Below are 16,437 nucleotides of genomic sequence, written 5' to 3'. Positions count from 1 at the left end.
AAGCTTTCGTCCGCTTTTTTTACGGATTAAGAAAGTATATGTCACTGTAAAGCGAGAAAGCAACATATACTTTCTTCCGAATTGCATTACTCGAAAAACTCGCGAAGCGTATGCCAAACGTTGCTTGCGCAGCAGAGCTGCATAAGGGCAACTAAGGCAGTTGCCTGCGCGATAGCTTGGCACCAGCCAAGTTTTCTTTATTACTTGTGGAGCGCGTGGCACGAAGGGCGAAAAAGACCGGCAACGCCCGCGAGTTTTTCTTATAAGTAGGCAGGAAAAAAAACGAAGACCGCGAATACCATTCTAGTAATGTTTGCAAGGGATTAAAGGGGATAGAGTGATGGAAGACAGAGATTTTTTGCAGTTTATTGACAGAATCAAGCACAAAACAGGCATTGATCTAGCGTTGTATAAAGAAGCCCAGATGAAGCGACGATTAACCTCGTTGCGTGTAAAGAGAGGGTATCATACATTTGAAGGCTTTTTTGAAGCGATGACTAAAAATCAGGAACTGTTTAATGAGTTTTTGGATCGTATGACGATAAATGTGTCGGAGTTTTTTCGGAATCCGAGCCGCTGGGAAGTATTGGAGAAGAAAATCCTTCCCCGTCTTCTCAAAGAGAAAGGTAAGGTTAAATGCTGGAGCGCTGCCTGCTCTACGGGTGAGGAGCCGTATTCGCTGGCAATGCTTCTGACGCGTTTTATGCCGCTACACGAGATGGACATTACGGCGACTGATATCGACGAAGGGGCAATCGCTAAGGCGAAACGGGGGCTGTATACGGAGCGTTCGCTGCAGGATGCGCCGAAAGATCTAGTAACCAAATACTTCAAGAAGGACGGTATGGTATACACGATCTCGGACGACATCAAGCGCCTTATTAAATTTAAGCGTCATAATATGCTAGCTGATGCGTTCGATAAAAATTGCGATCTGATTATTTGCCGCAATGTCATGATTTATTTCACGGAGGAAGCGAAGCACGAATTATATCATAAATTTGCCGCTTCACTACGTACCGGTGGAGTATTATTCGTTGGTAGCACAGAGCAAATTTTTCAGCCGCAGCAGTATGGATTCGAACCGGAAGATACGTTTTTTTACCGCAAAATGTAAAAAAATGTGGAGAAAGCAAAGTCGTACTTGTCATCAGAAGGATGAGCGCGGCTTTTTTTTCTGAATTTTGTCTAGGATTTTCCCGACAGCTATACTATAATAGCACTTAAAAAATAAAACGAACCCTACGCTTGCTAGCTGATATCGTTTTATACCAGGAGAAAACAAGTGCAGGAGACGGTGTTATGAGCAAAAATGTTTCCTGACACAAATACAAAAGAGGGTGGAGGAAGAAGATGCGCTATCTTACAGCAGGAGAATCACATGGACCTCAATTAACAGCAATTATCGAAGGAGTACCTAGTAACTTACCCCTTTCCGTAGAAAAAATTAATGAGCAGCTGCTGCGCCGTATGAAAGGACACGGCCGGGGTCGTCGTATGCAAATCGAGAAAGATCAGGTGAAAATCGTTGGCGGTGTACGTCACGGCAAGACGACGGGTGCGCCTATCTGTCTGGTAGTCGAAAACAAGGATTGGACTCATTGGCAGAAAATCATGAGCCCAGAGCCGGTGGAAGAGGGCGAGGATAAGCGTCGGGTTTCGCGCCCGCGTCCTGGACATGCCGACTTAAACGGGGCATTGAAATACAATCAGCACGACATGCGTAATATCCTCGAACGTTCCAGTGCACGAGAGACGGCCATACGCGTAGCGGTTGGTGCGGTAGCACGGCAATTATTAGAACAATTCGACATTGCAATTGCAGGCCATGTCCTTCGTATTGGAGAAGTAGAAGCGAAATCCGTCGAGGTCAGCCTCGAAGAGATGATTCGTATAACCGAAGAATCGCCGGTGCGCTGTCTTGACAGCGAAGCTGCACAAAAAATGATGGATTTAATTGATAAAGCGAAAGCTGACGGGGATTCACTCGGTGGTGTCGTGGAAGTCATCGCGGAAGGCGTGCCTATAGGTCTGGGCAGTCATGTGCAATGGGACCGCAAGCTTGACGGACGTCTTGCACAGGCAGTCATGAGCATTCAAGCATTCAAAGGTGTAGAAGTCGGCATTGGTTTCGAGGCCGCTGCTCGTCCAGGATCGCAAGTGCATGATGAGATTGTGCTGGATGAACAAGGCGGATACTCCCGAAGCACGAACCGTGCAGGTGGACTAGAAGGTGGCATGACAACAGGCCTGCCAGTGGTCGTACGTGGTGTTATGAAGCCGATTCCGACGCTGTATAAGCCGCTCGGCAGCATAGATATCGATACAAAAGAACCGTTCGCGGCGAGTATTGAACGTTCCGATAGCTGCGCTGTGCCAGCTGCGAGTGTAGTAGCCGAAGCGGTTGTATCCTGGACATTAGCCGATGCACTGTGCGAGAAGTTTGCCGGTGATTCATTGGAAGAGATGAAAGCTAATTATGAGAGCTACCTCCGGCATATAGAGGAGTTTTAACCGATGAGACGGTTGACGGTAGAACTAGGAGAGCGTTCGTATCCGATCTGGATTGGTGCTGGGGTGCTTGGCGAATTGCCTCGCTTGCTTGAAGAGGCTAGTATTGATAATCGGCGCAAGCTGTTCATTGTAACCGATGAGCACGTAGCTCCTCTATATTTGGACAAAGTTGAAGCGGTACTTCGCACTGCCGGTTATATGATATATCACAGCATCGTAGAAGCAGGCGAGAAAGCGAAAAGCCTTTCCGTATATGAGCGAGTGATGACAGAAGCGCTTGAGGCAGGATTGGATCGCCAATCTGCATTCCTTGCGCTTGGTGGCGGAGTTGTCGGTGATCTGGCCGGATTTGTGGCAGCGACATATATGCGAGGCGTTGCTTTTGTACAGATCCCGACGACACTGCTGGCCCATGATAGCAGTGTGGGCGGCAAAGTTGCAGTTAATCATCCGCTTGGCAAGAATATTATCGGCGCGTTCCACCAGCCGCGTCTTGTAGCATATGATACCGAGCTTCTCAGAACACTCCCGTCCCGCGAAGTGGCCGCCGGATTTGCTGAGGTAATAAAGCACGGACTGATTTGGGATGAGACGTTTGTAGAATGGCTTGAACAAAACGCGGATGGATTGCAGCGTTTTGATGATAATCTTCTACAGGAAGCGCTGCTCCGCGCCTGTAGCGTCAAGGTTGCAGTTGTCTCGGAGGATGAGAAGGAACGGGGCCTGCGTGCCATTCTGAATCTGGGTCATACGTTTGGCCATGCATTTGAAGCGCTGTGCGGATACGAGAAACTGAATCACGGTGAGGCGGTTGCCATTGGCATGGTTGCTGCTGCGATGCTGGCTGAGCGACTCGGTATAGCATCCTCTATTAGCAATCGTACACGCCGTATCCTCGAACAGTACAGCCTTCCCGTTGCGCTTCCATATGTCATGGAAGCGGACGCAGTCATTGAGGCTATGCGACGCGATAAAAAAGGTGAAGGAGGCAAGCTTGTATTTGTCTTGCCAACCACTATTGGTAAAGTAGAGATTAGAAAAGATATAGCAGAAGAGCCGGTGCGTGATGTATTGCACGCACTGCAAGAAGGAGGGAAGTCGTAATGGCAGTTCGAGGGATTCGCGGTGCGATTACTGTGGCTGTAAACGAAGAAGCCGCCATTCTTGAGGCAACCGAGAGGCTAATGCGAAGCGTGATCGAGGCGAACGAAATAGAGCATGAGGACGTGGCAAGCGTCATGATTACAGTTACGCACGATTTGGATGCGGTGTTTCCGGCACGCGGAGTGCGTGCAATTCCGGGATTCGATCTTGTACCGTTGATGTGCTCGAATGAGATTCCGGTACCAGGTAGTCTGGAGAAGTGCATCCGTATTATGATGCTGGTCAATACCGAGAAATCGATTCGTGATATCCGGCATATTTTTTTAGAGGGAGCAGCCGCATTACGCCCTGATTTGAATTCGCAGGTCAAATAAGAGCAAGAATGGTTGACAGTCAGGCAAAAAGCCGATATGCTGAGAACAATAGGAACAGATGAAGTGAGATAGAGTTGAGAGCAAGAGCAGAGTTATGTTTGATAGTTGAGAAGAGCAGAGCCTGAGAAGAGCGGAAATCTGTTGATGAAGTACGTACGGAACAGACATTTTCGAATCCAGGGCTGTGTTAGCCCTGGATTTTTTATATTCTTCTTTAGGCCCTCTTCCCTGATGAGAGGAGAGGTGACAACCATATGTTTACCCCATCGTTAGCTGAGGCGCGGGAACTTGCCTTACGCTATAATTTTATTCCCGTCTCGTATTCCCTTTTAGCCGATCAGGCGACCCCTATTCACTTATATCAAAGTTTGCGCAGACCTGATTCATTTTTGCTAGAAAGCGTAGAGGCAGGCAGCCGTTTCGGCCGCTATTCCTTTATCGGTCTGCACCCATTTCTGAAATGCCGTGTAAAAGATGCAAAGCTTGAGCTTTCATACCGTTCCGGTGAGCGCAAGATAGCGGAAGGCAATCCACTCGATGCGCTGCGCCGTCAGCTTTCCCATTTCCGCAGTCCAAAATTGGACGGTCTGCCTCCCTTCACTGGTGGTGCAGTCGGTTTGCTCGGATACGATACAATCGGATTCGTCGAAGAACTCCCGAAAGCTGCTCATGATGAACTGCAACTAGATACGATACATTTACTTTTTGTCGACGAAGTGATTGCATATGATCATGTAAAGCAAGAAGTGAAGGTCATTGTCAACATGCAAGCAGATAAGGATATGACAGATGAGGAGCTAGCCGCATCTTACGAGAAAGCGTGTGTGCGGATATGTGAGCTAGTACGTGAAATCACTGAATCAGAGACACGCGCATTCACTCGTATTGACAACATTCCTGCAGAAGGAAAGCAGCTTGCGGTGAAGACTAACATCACGAAAGAATCGTATGTGAGAATGGTAGAACAGGCGAAAGAGTACATCGCTGCGGGAGACATTTTCCAGGTTGTATTGTCACAGCGCTTCTCGGTGGAGCATACGGCGGATCCGTTGCTTGTTTACCGCATTCTTCGTTTGACCAATCCATCTCCTTACATGTATTACTTTGAAATTGACGGTGTTACAGTTGCCGGAACATCACCGGAATTGCTCGTGAAAGTGAATGATGGAAAGGCGGAAACGAGGCCCATTGCTGGAACAAGACGTCGTGGTGTAAACGAAGAGGAAGATGCGGCGCTTGCATCCGAGATGCTTGCTGATGAAAAAGAGTGTGCCGAGCACTTGATGCTGCTTGATTTAGGTCGTAACGATATCGGAAGAGTTGCACGTTATGGAAGCGTAGAGGTAACACAGCAGATGGATGTAGAGTATTATTCTCGGGTCATGCATATGGTATCGCACGTTCAGGGGATGCTTGCCGACGGGATGGAACCGTTTGATGCGCTTACCTCTTGCTTTCCGGCTGGAACGCTGTCCGGTTCACCGAAAATAAGAGCCATGGAAATCATCGCGGAATTGGAAGGTCAGACACGAGGCTTCTATGGCGGGGCAGTCGGTTATTTCAGTTTTGGAGGAAATCTCGACTCCTGCATTGTTATCCGGACGATTGTATTCAAAGACGGGAAAGCGTATATTCAGGCCGGAGGCGGTATCGTAGCAGACTCTGTGCCGGACGATGAATACGAAGAATCAAGAAATAAAGCGGGTGCGATGATACACGCGTTGAGTTTAGCTGAGAAAATGATGAGCATAGAGGAGATGAGAATGCATGTTTAAACAATTGCTAGGTCAGGTGGCGCACGGTGAATCGCTTACGCGCGATGAAGCGCGTGAAGCTATGAGGCTTATTATGGAGGGTGAAGCGCAGCCGATACAGATTGCTGGCTTTTTGACGGCCCTTCGTATGAAAGGGGAGACAGTGGACGAAATCGTCGGATTTGTGGAAACAATGCGTGAAAAAGCGATTCGACTGGATATATGTGGAGAAGGACTGCTAGATACGTGCGGTACGGGCGGCGATGGAGGTGGAACGTTTAACATTTCTACAGCGGCCGCGCTAGTTGCAGCGGCGGGTGGCGTACGGGTTGCCAAGCACGGCAACCGGGCCGTATCGAGCAAGAGCGGCAGTGCCGATGTGCTGGAGGCGCTCGGCGTTACAATTACAAGCACACCAGAGGCAGCGACGCGTTGTCTAACGGAGACGAATCTCTGCTTCATGTTTGCTCCACAATATCATCAGGCAATGAAGCACGCGGTGGAACCGAGGCATCAACTCGGCTTCCGCACCGTATTTAATCTACTGGGACCGCTGACCAATCCGGCGCGTGCTGATCGACAGCTGTTGGGCATCTATGATAAGAATCTGGGACTGAAGGTAGCAGAAGTGCTGAACGAAATGGGAGTCAAACGAGCACTTGTTGTCGCAGGCGCCGACGGATTGGACGAAATCAGTATCAGCGAGCCAACCTACATCGTGGAAGTAAACCATGGGATGATTTCTTCTTATACGGTTCATCCGGAAATGTTCGGTTTAGATTCGTATCCACTGGCTGAGGTAGCCGGGGGCGATGCACGGGTAAATGCCGAGATAATCCAGCGTGTACTTGATGGAGAGAAAGGTGCATACCGCGATATTGTTGTATTGAATGCTGCTGCGGCTTTCTATCTGGGCAACAAGGCGTCATCCATTGCAGAGGGCGTCCGCTTAGTGCAGGAGTTGTTGGATATGGGGGAAGGAAAACAGAAGCTGGAGCAGTTAGTTGAAGTGACAGGAGGGGTAAGTCATGCTTCGTAAGATTGTGGCGCAGAAACAACAGGAAGTAACGCGGTTGTATGAACGAACATCATTTACGGAATTAGAGCGGCAAATAGCAGACATGGCCCCCTGCTTATCGCTGAAACGGCGTTTTTTGGAACGTTCGCGTAAGGTCGGCGTTATTGCCGAGGTAAAAAAAGCGTCTCCGTCACGTGGATTAATTCGAGAGCCGTTCGATCCCCTGGCTATCGCCCGGGCATATGAAGCAGCAGATGCAGAAGGCATATCTGTGCTGACGGATGAAAAGTTTTTTCAGGGGCATCTTTCTTTCCTGAACGAGATTAAGCAGGCGTTGCATAAGCCGATTCCGTTGCTACGCAAAGATTTTATGATTGACCCGCTACAGTTGTATGAAGCACGGGCATACGGAGCGGATGTCGTACTGCTTATCGCCGCCATCCTGGACCGCGAACAGTTGCGTACGCTGGCTAAGGAAGCGAAGGCGCTCGGACTGGAAACGCTCGTGGAAGTACATACGGTACAGGAGCTTGATGATGTACTTGATGCGATAGAGCCGGATTTGCTTGGAGTAAACAACCGAGACTTAGCAACGTTCAACACTTCGCTTACTACTACATTTACATTGCTTGAGCGCCTACCCGATTCCTTCGTAACGATTAGCGAAAGTGGCATTCATTCGGCGGAGCAAATTTCACAGTTAGCTGAGGCGGGCATTGGCGGTGTGTTGGTAGGGGAGCATTTTATGCGTCAATCGGAGATCGAGAATGCGGTGTACGATTTGGTAGGCTCGGTGAATAGTCCGGTTATGGAGACAAACCGATGAAGCCGTTGTTGAAGATTTGCGGTATTACGGATACGGAGACGTTGGTAGAGATGAGCGCCGCAGAACTTTCACCTGATCAACTGGGCTTCGTATTTGCTGAGAGCAGGCGCCGGATTGAGGTCGTACAATGGGAACGACTCTCTCTGCTAATTCCGGGTGTAACGAAGACGGCAGGCGTGTTTGTGAATCCGTCTTTTGCAGATATTACCACGGTCTTCAAAGCTGCACCACTTGATATTGTACAATTACATGGTGACGAATCCCCTGCCTTTTGCCGGGAGGTACGTGAACGATTTGGTTGTGCAGTAACGAAAACATTCAGCATTCGAACATATGCAGAAAATTCGACGCAACCGGAGTTGGCTACCTATACCGGCAGCATTGATTATATGCTGCTGGACACTGCATCTAAGGGGCTGCGTGGTGGTACGGGGAAAACATTTGACTGGGAGCGCATGGCTCCATACCTTGCATGGAGCCGTACACAAGGCATTCCACTGTTAGTGGCAGGTGGAATTAATGCAGACAACGTATCCGATTTGCTTATGCAGTACAATCCCGATGGTGTGGACATCTCTAGCGGAGCGGAAACGAATGGAAAGAAAGATATGACGAAAATGCGGAAAATCATAGAGAGGATGAGAGAGTATGAGCAGAGCACAGTTGAGTGAGAAGAGTAGAGGTCGATTTGGGGCATTTGGTGGTCGATATGTACCGGAAACGCTTGTTAATGCACTGGATGAATTAGAGGCAGCATATGAAGATGCATTGCAGGACAAAGAATTCCAGGAAGAGCTTGCATATTTTCTGCAGGAATATTCCGGGCGCCCTACACCATTGTATTATGCAGAACGGCTGACAGAAAAATTAGGTGGGGCACGTATTTATTTGAAGCGGGAAGATTTGAATCATACTGGTGCACACAAAATCAACAATGCACTGGCACAGGGGCTTTTGGCCAAGCGGATGGGCAAGCGTGAGATTATCGCGGAAACTGGCGCGGGTCAACACGGTGTTGCATCGGCGACTGTGGCAGCTCGCCTCGGGCTAAAGTGCAAAGTTTTTATGGGTGAAGAAGATATGAAACGCCAGAAGCTGAATGTGTTTCGTATGGAATTGCTTGGAGCAGAAGTAGTCCCAGTATATTCTGGTACGCGTACGTTAAAGGATGCAACCAGCGAGGCCATTCGGTTCTGGGTGAGCAAAGTGGATACCACTTTTTATATTATCGGCTCTGCCACCGGACCGCATCCATATCCGAAAATGGTACGGGATTTCCAACGTATTATCGGTGATGAAACAAGAGCGCAAATCCTTAAGGCCGAACACCGTCTGCCAGATTATGTTGTGGCATGTGTAGGTGGAGGTAGCAATGCAATAGGTATGTTTTATCCGTTTCTAGAGGATAAGTCGGTTTCGTTAATTGGTGCTGAGGCAGCTGGACATGGCGTCGAGACGGACAAACACGCGGCTACTATTACGAAGGGAACGCGTGGCGTGCTTCATGGTACGATGACATATTTGCTTCAGGATGAGTTCGGACAGATTACTGAACCGCATTCGATTTCTGCCGGCCTGGACTATCCGGGTGTGGGACCGGAGCATGCATACTTGCATGATAGCGGACGGGCTGCGTATCATGCAGTAACGGATGAGGAAGCATTAGATGCGCTGCGTATGTTGTGCCGGGAAGAGGGGATTATTCCTGCGTTAGAAAGTGCGCATGCAGTCGCGGAGACGATTAAGCTTGCCCCAACATTGTCCCCGGATGAAATTATTGTTGTTTGCCTGTCAGGACGCGGCGACAAAGATGTTACCCAAATTTATGAGCGTGAAGGGGGCAATCAGGCATGATTGGTACAAAAACAGGCGCAGAACGTATCACAGCAGCTTTTGCAAAAGGAAAGCAGGCATTTATTCCATTCATTACAGCCGGGTATCCAACTCCTGAATTGACGGTGGATATCGCGCTTGCGCTTCAGGAGGAAGGGGCAACAGTGATTGAACTGGGGGTTCCGTATTCAGATCCGCTGGCGGATGGGCCGACGATTCAGCATGCATCCGCGCAGGCGCTTTCATACGGTATCACCATAGGACGAACAGTGGAGTTGGCAGCGGAGATGCGAAGAGCAGGACTTACCGTTCCATTGGTGCTGTTTACGTATATCAATCCTGTACTTCAATATGGGCCAGAGCGTTTGTTCAAGGATATGGAAGCATTCGGAATAGACGGCATTCTCATTCCTGATTTGCCTGTGGAGGAGGCGGGGGACATTGAAGCGTTGGCACAAACGTATGTCCGTCCTCTTATCCAGCTAGTAGCTCCTACATCAGAACAGCGGGTCGAGATGATCGCTTCACGAGCGAGAGGATTTTTATACTGCGTATCTTCACTTGGTGTTACTGGTGCCCGTGCAACGCTTGATGAGGGGGTTACTCGCTTCCTCGAACAGGTTCGTGCTTTTTCATCTGTTCCTATTGCGGTCGGTTTCGGTATTTCCAGTGCTGAACAGGCACAGATGGTTGCACCGTATAGCGACGGATTTATCGTTGGCAGTGCCTTACTCGAAAAAATCCGTGAAGCAGAGCCTCTTCTCACACATGAAGAAACAAAGGAAGAAGGTTTCCGTATAGTAAAAAGATTTGTACAACAGTTGCAATCTAGGGTATGATGGATGAAAAACAGTGAAAACATGCGAGAGGTGAGAGAATGATTCCAAAAACCCGGATTGTCAATCTGCCCGTATATGAACCGGGCAAACCGATCGAAGACGTAAAACGGGAGCTAGGTTTAACTGAAGTAGTTAAATTGGCTTCCAATGAAAACCCGTTTGGTAGCTCGCCAAGAGTAAAAGAAGCCATTGTTGCAGAACTTGATCAACTGCCGATTTATCCTGACGGCGCTTGCCTAGAATTGCGCAGCGCACTTGCTTCATTCCTGAAGGTAGGGGAGCAGGAACTTGTCTTCGGCAACGGATCAGATGAGATTGTCATGCTTATCGTGCGCGCCTATCTGGAAGCTGGCACAAATACGGTCATGGCGACCCCTACGTTTTCTGTATATAAAACGAACGCGACGATTGAAGGTGCGGAGGTTATCGAAGTGCCATGCGTAAACGGAGCGCACGATTTGGATGCGATGCTTGCACGTATTAATGACCAGACGCGCGTTGTCTGGGTGTGCAATCCGAATAATCCGACCGGCTTGATGATTGAGGAGGAGAAATTAATTCGTTTCCTTGACCAGGTACCGGATCAGACGTTGGTGGTGCTGGACGAAGCCTATGTAGAGTATGTAAAGAGTGAAGCTTTCCCGAAATCGCTTGATCTGCTTAAAAAATATAAGAATATTATTGTACTGCGCACGTTTTCGAAAATTTATGGCATCGCAGCTCTGCGCGTAGGCTATGGTGTAGCGGCAGAAGATATCATCGATAAACTAAACCGTGTGCGCGAGCCGTTCAATGTGAACCATCTTGCTCAGAAGGCCGCCCTTGCCGCTCTTGCTGATCAGGAATTTGTTCTACAGTGCAAAGAGGCCAATGCCGAAGGATTAGCCCAGGTTTATGCAGAACTGGATACGTTGGGTGTACCTTATTATCGTTCCGAGACCAATTTCGTCTATATTATGCCGGAGCGCGATTCGAAAGAGATTTTTCAGGAGATGCTTAAACAAGGCGTTATTATTCGTGCGTTTCCACAGGCGATTCGTGTGACGATTGGAAGCAAGGAACAGAACAAAAAAATGCTGGCCGCACTAAAATCTGTATTGGCTCCTGCGAGAATGTAGTTCTCGCGGGCCGCGGCCTTTTTCGATAGAGTGGAGGAGAAGGCAAAGGCATGACTGAGATTGCAATTCTAGGAGTAGGGCTTATCGGCGGTTCGCTGGCACTTTCGCTCCGAAAAAACGAAGATGTACATATTACTGGTTTCGACGTAGTGGAAGAAAACTTGCGCATGGCCCGATCGCTCGGTGTCATCGATAGTGGAACGACCCATTTGGCTGAAGCGGTAGCGCAGGCCGATTACATCTTTTTATGCGCTCCTGTAGGCAAACTGCAGGAGTTGATTTCATTTTTACGTTATACGCCACTTAAAGAAGGCGCAGTCATTTCCGACACCGGTAGTACTAAAGTGTCGGTTATGGAGCATTCTCATGGGCTCGCACAACGAGGTGTATACTTTATTGGCGGTCATCCGATGGCTGGTTCGCATAAATCAGGTGTGGAGGCTTCGCATGATCGCCTGTTTGAAAATGCATATTATGTGTTAACTCCGGCGGAAGATACGCCAACGACTGTGACAGAACGCTTGAGAGAGCTTCTTGTACCTACGCATGCCAAAGTGGTAGTGATGAATGCACAAAGGCATGATGAGGTTGTCGGAGCAATTAGCCATTTTCCTCATATTATCGCATCTGCGCTGGTGAACCAGGTCGCCTCCTATAGTGAAGCGGATGAGATGGATTGGTATCGGAGTTTGGCTGCGGGCGGTTTCCGCGACATTACGCGTATTGCCTCTAGTAATCCAGGCATGTGGCGTGATATTTTACTGAATAACCGCCCGGTAATGAAAAAGATGGCGGAAGATTTAAAGCAAATTATGGAACGTATCTCTGTTTTAATCGAAAGGGCGGACGGTCCAGGCATTGAACGTTTTTTCGCTGAAGCCCGCACATTCCGTAATGCATTACCTGAGAAGAAAAAGGGCGCATTGCAGCCTTACTTCGATTTATATGTGGATATTCCGGATGAACCAGGCGTTATTGCCCGGGTAACAACTTTGCTCGGGAAAGAGAAAATCAGCATTACGAATATTAGCATTCTGGAAACCCGGGAAGATATTCTCGGTGTGCTGCGCATTTCATTCCGTAGTCATGAAGATATGGAGAAAGCAACCCACATACTGAAAGACGAAGGTTACAGCGTATATGAGCGAGAATAGGAGGCGGATGTATAATGGCAACCATTCAAGGCGTACAACGAGTTGAAGGAGATATTACGGTACCCGGTGATAAGTCCATCTCACATCGAGCGGTGATGTTCAGTGCACTTGCGGAAGGTACAACCTCAATTGAGGGGTTTCTTCCAGGGGCCGATTGTTTAAGTACGATTTCTTGTTTTCGTAAACTCGGAATTGCCATCGAACAGGACGGCGACCGTGTACAGGTAGAAGGCAAAGGCTGGTACGGTCTTACCGAACCAGCTGATATTCTTGATATTGGTAATTCCGGTACGACTATTCGACTTATGATGGGGATTTTGTCGACGCAGCCTTTTCACAGTGTGCTCATTGGCGATGAATCTATTGCCAGACGCCCCATGAAGAGGGTAACGGGCCCACTGCGCCAGATGGGTGCTGACATTGCAGGTCGGCAAAACGGGGAATATACACCGCTCTCGCTTCGTGGTGGCAAACTTACAGGGATAGAATACCACTCACCGGTAAGCAGCGCTCAGATTAAGTCAGCCGTGCTACTCGCCGGACTCCAGGCAGAAGGGACGACAACGCTATATGAGCCTGAAGTGTCGCGTGATCACACGGAGAGAATGTTACGTTCGTTTGGTGTGGAAGTCGAATCGTTTACCGGGGGCGTACGTGTACGTGGGGGACAGCGATTAGTATCTCCAGGACGCATTCACGTGCCAGGAGATATTTCATCGGCAGCATTCCCGCTGGTGGCCGCTGCCATGCTTCCGGACAGCCGTATTATCGTACGGAATGTAGGCATAAACCCGACACGTTCTGGTATTATTGATGTTCTTAAAGAGATGGGTGCAGGGCTGATGTTACATAATGAGCGGATCGTAAACGGGGAGCCGGTGGCGGATGTTGAGGTTGCTTATTCTTCACTCAAAGGTATCGAAATCGGTGGGGAGATTATTCCGCGTCTCATTGATGAAATTCCGGTGATTGCTGTGCTTGCTACGCAAGCAGAAGGTGTAACCGTAATTAAGGATGCTGCTGAGCTTAAAGTAAAAGAGACGAACCGGATTGATACGGTAGTGGCGGAACTTCGTAAAATGGGCGCCCATATTGAACCGACCGAGGACGGAATGATTATTCATGGTGGAACGCCACTTACCGGGGCCGTATGTGATAGCCATGGTGATCACCGCATCGGTATGGCTGCTGCGGTTGCGGGATTGGCTGCTGCCGGCGAAACGACCGTACTGAACGCAGCATCCATCGATGTGTCATTCCCTGGCTTTTTTGCAACACTCCAGCAAATAAGTGAGTGAAATGTGAAAAAAATAAAACAAGTCTGAATAAAAGGTTGACTTTTAATAGAGAAACCCTATAATGAAAATTATAGTATGGTTTCTCTCCACTCCTATCCATATATGGGAATTTCCCATGCCGCTTCGTGCCATGCGCCGAGGCGGGTTTTTTTTGCTTGTATTGCATAGCGGAGCAAGGCGAACAGGGCGCGTACCGTGACCGTTTCTTTTCCTTAAGATTTTGCAGAAAAGAAACAAACATGGTGCGCGCCCTGTTCGTGTTTGCGCTATGGTACAGATCGTACCGCTTCGCTGTTTCGTATATGTGTAAGAATCTTCGATGTTAACAGTGGACTTTACTGCGTGCGGCCATACGCTGCTTCATAATCGCATTAATTAAGCGGTCGACTTCTTTACTTGCAGCCAGCACTTTCTCATCACGTAAATTCTTGTTTGCCTGTATATAAAGAGAGTGCATAGAGCGCCTTTTCTCCGTGATTAATTGAATTAATTTTCTTTCTTCCACGGACCACCCCTCCTTACCAGTTACATATCTGATCATATGATACAGTCACATGTTCCATTGTAGTATGTGATAGGACTTGGGGAAAGCCCTAATCAATCGACAAATTATAACACGATATCTTTTAGGTATGTTTTTTTCGACGCCGCATATGTATGGATGTAGGACAGACTCTTATTTTTCCACCTACCTTCGAAAAGTTGCGAAGAAGCAAACGTGCATAAAAAGTCGAAAGTGCCCTGCTTTTATCGGACAAACTCATCTTATGCGGCAAGTAGCATAGCGTGTGATATGACGGGAGCACTCCCATATGATATGTCCATGGATTGTTATATCTGAGGCGAACCAGCGAAATTTCTAATTTTGCTGAAGATAAACAAATGAATGGGGGACGGGCAAGATGGAGTTTATTGTGCGTGGGGTTACTCTCGTAAATTCAGAACGCTGTTTCACGGCTGATGTATGGGTTCAAGATCAAATAATCCATTATATCCATGAACACATTCCACCGAAGCCGCCGATAAAAGAAATAGATGGGAGCGATTGTTATATGCTCCCTGGCTTATTTCGTTTTGGCTCTTCACTAGGAAGTGAGAGAACGAATGCTGAAGGGTTCAAGCATATGCAGGAAAAATGGCTTCGGGAAGGGTATACCGCCTATGTCGATGATTTGACGGTAAACCATGCGACAAACTGGCGTACGACACTCGCATATGAATTGGCCATGCATCATAACAGCTGGCTTGAGTATAGAGTTCGGTTGCGTGTACCGTATCGTTTAGTGAATGAATCGCTTATCCGGGCTGTCCTTGCGCATCGTATTCCGATGCTCGAAATGATTATGTGTCCCTCTGATTCACCTTCGGCTTCATTCTGGTCACTGCTATTGGCGGGTTTTTCTCGCTATCGGCTTGCTCTTAAGCTATCTTTTGCAGAGGAATGCACGTTGCGTGAAAGAAAACGCTGGCTTGCAGAGCATATGCCGCTGCTAGTTACAATGTTGGAATATAGGGGGATTTCACTTATACTGGATGAGCATCCTAAAATCGTCAAAAGCATCTCTGACCGAAAGCGTTCGTATGGTGCTTATATTACGTGGGAAATGGACAAGGACTCGGAGCTTTCTTACGACAGAAAACAATTCGGAGAGTTCTCTGCTTCCTCCACAGGGTTCGGGAAGCTTCCCGTGAACGAGCGGACGCTGCGGAGAATGGTGGAGGTAGGAGCTCGGCAGCCGGCTAGGTTATTCGGTGCATATCCTCAAAAAGGAGCGCTCGTATCGGGGTCAGAAGCCGATTTTTTTCTTCTTCCGAAAAAAAACTTTAAAAACCCTGCAACCTTTTGGTCACCTTCCCTCGTCTATACGAGAGGAAGAAGAAACAAATACTTACTATTTACAGAAAAAGATGCAAATAGATGCAACATAGCTCTCTGATAACGTCGAATACCGATGCAGTGCAACGGCATGGCGCAAAGGGAGTGGAAGACAACAAGGGGGTAACAGATATTGGTCACCGATTCCCAGTTAATTCGCGAAATCAAAGATGGCCGGGTGGAATGCTATGCAGAATTGATTAACCGGTACGAACGGAGAATTCTCGCGTTTATTCTGCATATGCTTAAAAGCTACCATATGGAGGATATGGCGGAAGACTTGGCACAGGAAACGTTTTACAAAGCATTCCGCAGCCTCCAGTCGTTCCGGGATGTTGAAGCGTCCTTCTCGACTTGGCTTTATACCATCGCCCGCAATACCGTATTGAGTGAATTAAGGAAGAGCCGGAACTCCGAAGTATATCTGGAAGATAGCAAGCAGCAACCTGCGCGCATTTCTGTCGATAGGCTGCCTGAACAGGAATTGTTGCGTACGGAGCGGGTTCATCTTGTGCGCCAGGCCATTAACAAACTTCCTGAGAAACAGCGAACCGCTCTTATTCTCAGGGAATACGAGCAATTGGATTATAAAGAAATCGCCGTCATACTCGATTCGACGGTCAGTTCCGTAAAGTCACTTTTGTTCCGTGCGCGTCATAGTATTAAGCAGCAGCTTGAGCCATATATGCTCGATGCACAGTTCGATGAAGCGGAAGGAATGAGATAGCT

Annotated in this window: 17 protein-coding genes; 16 read left to right on the top strand and 1 reads right to left on the bottom strand. The window is 48.3% G+C overall.

Translation table 11 applies throughout. The features are described 5' to 3' along the window. Positions 1 to 340: 340 nt before the first annotated feature. The 14 genes from AF333_RS23780 (at position 341) to AF333_RS36255 (ending at position 14,031) form a co-directional block, all read left to right on the top strand. Positions 341 to 1,117: a CheR family methyltransferase gene (locus tag AF333_RS23780; protein WP_043067925.1), complete on the top strand. Its 777-nt coding sequence runs from the start codon at positions 341 to 343 to the stop codon at positions 1,115 to 1,117. Positions 1,118 to 1,353: 236 nt separating this feature from the next. After that, positions 1,354 to 2,514, top strand: coding sequence for a chorismate synthase (gene aroC, locus AF333_RS23775; RefSeq protein ID WP_043067924.1), 1,161 nt, complete (start codon positions 1,354 to 1,356; stop codon positions 2,512 to 2,514). Positions 2,515 to 2,517: 3 nt separating this feature from the next. Beyond that, positions 2,518 to 3,618, top strand: coding sequence for a 3-dehydroquinate synthase (aroB, locus tag AF333_RS23770; protein WP_043067923.1), 1,101 nt, complete (start codon positions 2,518 to 2,520; stop codon positions 3,616 to 3,618). Continuing rightward, on the top strand, positions 3,618 to 3,992 hold the full coding sequence (aroH, locus tag AF333_RS23765) for a chorismate mutase (protein ID WP_043067922.1): 375 nt from the start codon (positions 3,618 to 3,620) through the stop codon (positions 3,990 to 3,992). The genes aroB and aroH overlap by 1 nt, the downstream gene beginning before the upstream one ends. Positions 3,993 to 4,246: 254 nt before the next feature. Next, positions 4,247 to 5,767 (top strand): anthranilate synthase component I, encoded by a 1,521-nt coding sequence (gene trpE / locus AF333_RS23760; RefSeq protein ID WP_043067921.1) that lies wholly within the window; start codon positions 4,247 to 4,249, stop codon positions 5,765 to 5,767. Next, on the top strand, positions 5,760 to 6,785 hold the full coding sequence (gene trpD, locus AF333_RS23755; RefSeq protein WP_043067920.1) for an anthranilate phosphoribosyltransferase: 1,026 nt from the start codon (positions 5,760 to 5,762) through the stop codon (positions 6,783 to 6,785). Before trpE ends, trpD begins: the two co-directional genes overlap by 8 nt. After that, the gene (gene trpC / locus AF333_RS23750) at positions 6,775 to 7,590 is read left to right on the top strand and encodes an indole-3-glycerol phosphate synthase TrpC (protein ID WP_043067919.1); all 816 of its coding nucleotides are present in this window, start codon (positions 6,775 to 6,777) and stop codon (positions 7,588 to 7,590) included. Before trpD ends, trpC begins: the two co-directional genes overlap by 11 nt. Next, positions 7,587 to 8,261 (top strand): phosphoribosylanthranilate isomerase, encoded by a 675-nt coding sequence (locus AF333_RS23745; RefSeq protein ID WP_043067918.1) that lies wholly within the window; start codon positions 7,587 to 7,589, stop codon positions 8,259 to 8,261. Before trpC ends, AF333_RS23745 begins: the two co-directional genes overlap by 4 nt. Further along, positions 8,239 to 9,444: a tryptophan synthase subunit beta gene (trpB, locus tag AF333_RS23740; RefSeq protein ID WP_043067917.1), complete on the top strand. Its 1,206-nt coding sequence runs from the start codon at positions 8,239 to 8,241 to the stop codon at positions 9,442 to 9,444. The genes AF333_RS23745 and trpB overlap by 23 nt, the downstream gene beginning before the upstream one ends. After that, positions 9,441 to 10,262: a tryptophan synthase subunit alpha gene (trpA, locus tag AF333_RS23735; RefSeq protein ID WP_043067916.1), complete on the top strand. Its 822-nt coding sequence runs from the start codon at positions 9,441 to 9,443 to the stop codon at positions 10,260 to 10,262. Before trpB ends, trpA begins: the two co-directional genes overlap by 4 nt. A gap of 38 nt (positions 10,263 to 10,300) precedes the next feature. Further along, positions 10,301 to 11,380 (top strand): histidinol-phosphate transaminase, encoded by a 1,080-nt coding sequence (gene hisC / locus AF333_RS23730; protein WP_043067915.1) that lies wholly within the window; start codon positions 10,301 to 10,303, stop codon positions 11,378 to 11,380. 50 nt (positions 11,381 to 11,430) lie between these two features. Beyond that, positions 11,431 to 12,534, top strand: coding sequence for a prephenate dehydrogenase (locus AF333_RS23725; protein WP_043067914.1), 1,104 nt, complete (start codon positions 11,431 to 11,433; stop codon positions 12,532 to 12,534). 14 nt (positions 12,535 to 12,548) lie between these two features. Further along, complete coding sequence (gene aroA, locus AF333_RS23720) at positions 12,549 to 13,832, top strand: 3-phosphoshikimate 1-carboxyvinyltransferase (RefSeq protein ID WP_043067913.1); 1,284 nt, start codon at positions 12,549 to 12,551, stop codon at positions 13,830 to 13,832. 61 nt (positions 13,833 to 13,893) lie between these two features. After that, positions 13,894 to 14,031, top strand: coding sequence for a hypothetical protein (locus tag AF333_RS36255; protein ID WP_235496914.1), 138 nt, complete (start codon positions 13,894 to 13,896; stop codon positions 14,029 to 14,031). 123 nt (positions 14,032 to 14,154) lie between these two features. Here the strand turns inward: AF333_RS36255 and AF333_RS23715 are convergent, their stop codons facing one another. Further along, entirely contained in the window at positions 14,155 to 14,337 is a 183-nt protein-coding gene (locus AF333_RS23715) for an aspartyl-phosphate phosphatase Spo0E family protein (protein ID WP_043067912.1), read from the bottom strand. A 397-nt stretch (positions 14,338 to 14,734) separates the two neighbouring features. On the opposite strand from AF333_RS23715, the gene AF333_RS23710 reads away from it, so the two are divergent. After that, positions 14,735 to 15,769: a hypothetical protein gene (locus AF333_RS23710; RefSeq protein ID WP_043067911.1), complete on the top strand. Its 1,035-nt coding sequence runs from the start codon at positions 14,735 to 14,737 to the stop codon at positions 15,767 to 15,769. 72 nt (positions 15,770 to 15,841) lie between these two features. Beyond that, entirely contained in the window at positions 15,842 to 16,435 is a 594-nt protein-coding gene (locus tag AF333_RS23705; RefSeq protein WP_043067910.1) for an RNA polymerase sigma factor, read from the top strand. Positions 16,436 to 16,437: the final 2 nt, after the last annotated feature.

Source organism: Aneurinibacillus migulanus (assembly GCF_001274715.1).
GTDB lineage: Bacteria > Bacillota > Bacilli > Aneurinibacillales > Aneurinibacillaceae > Aneurinibacillus > Aneurinibacillus migulanus.
The sequence above is the reverse complement of the archived record's forward strand: the minus strand, read 5'-3'. Positions and strand labels throughout refer to the sequence as shown.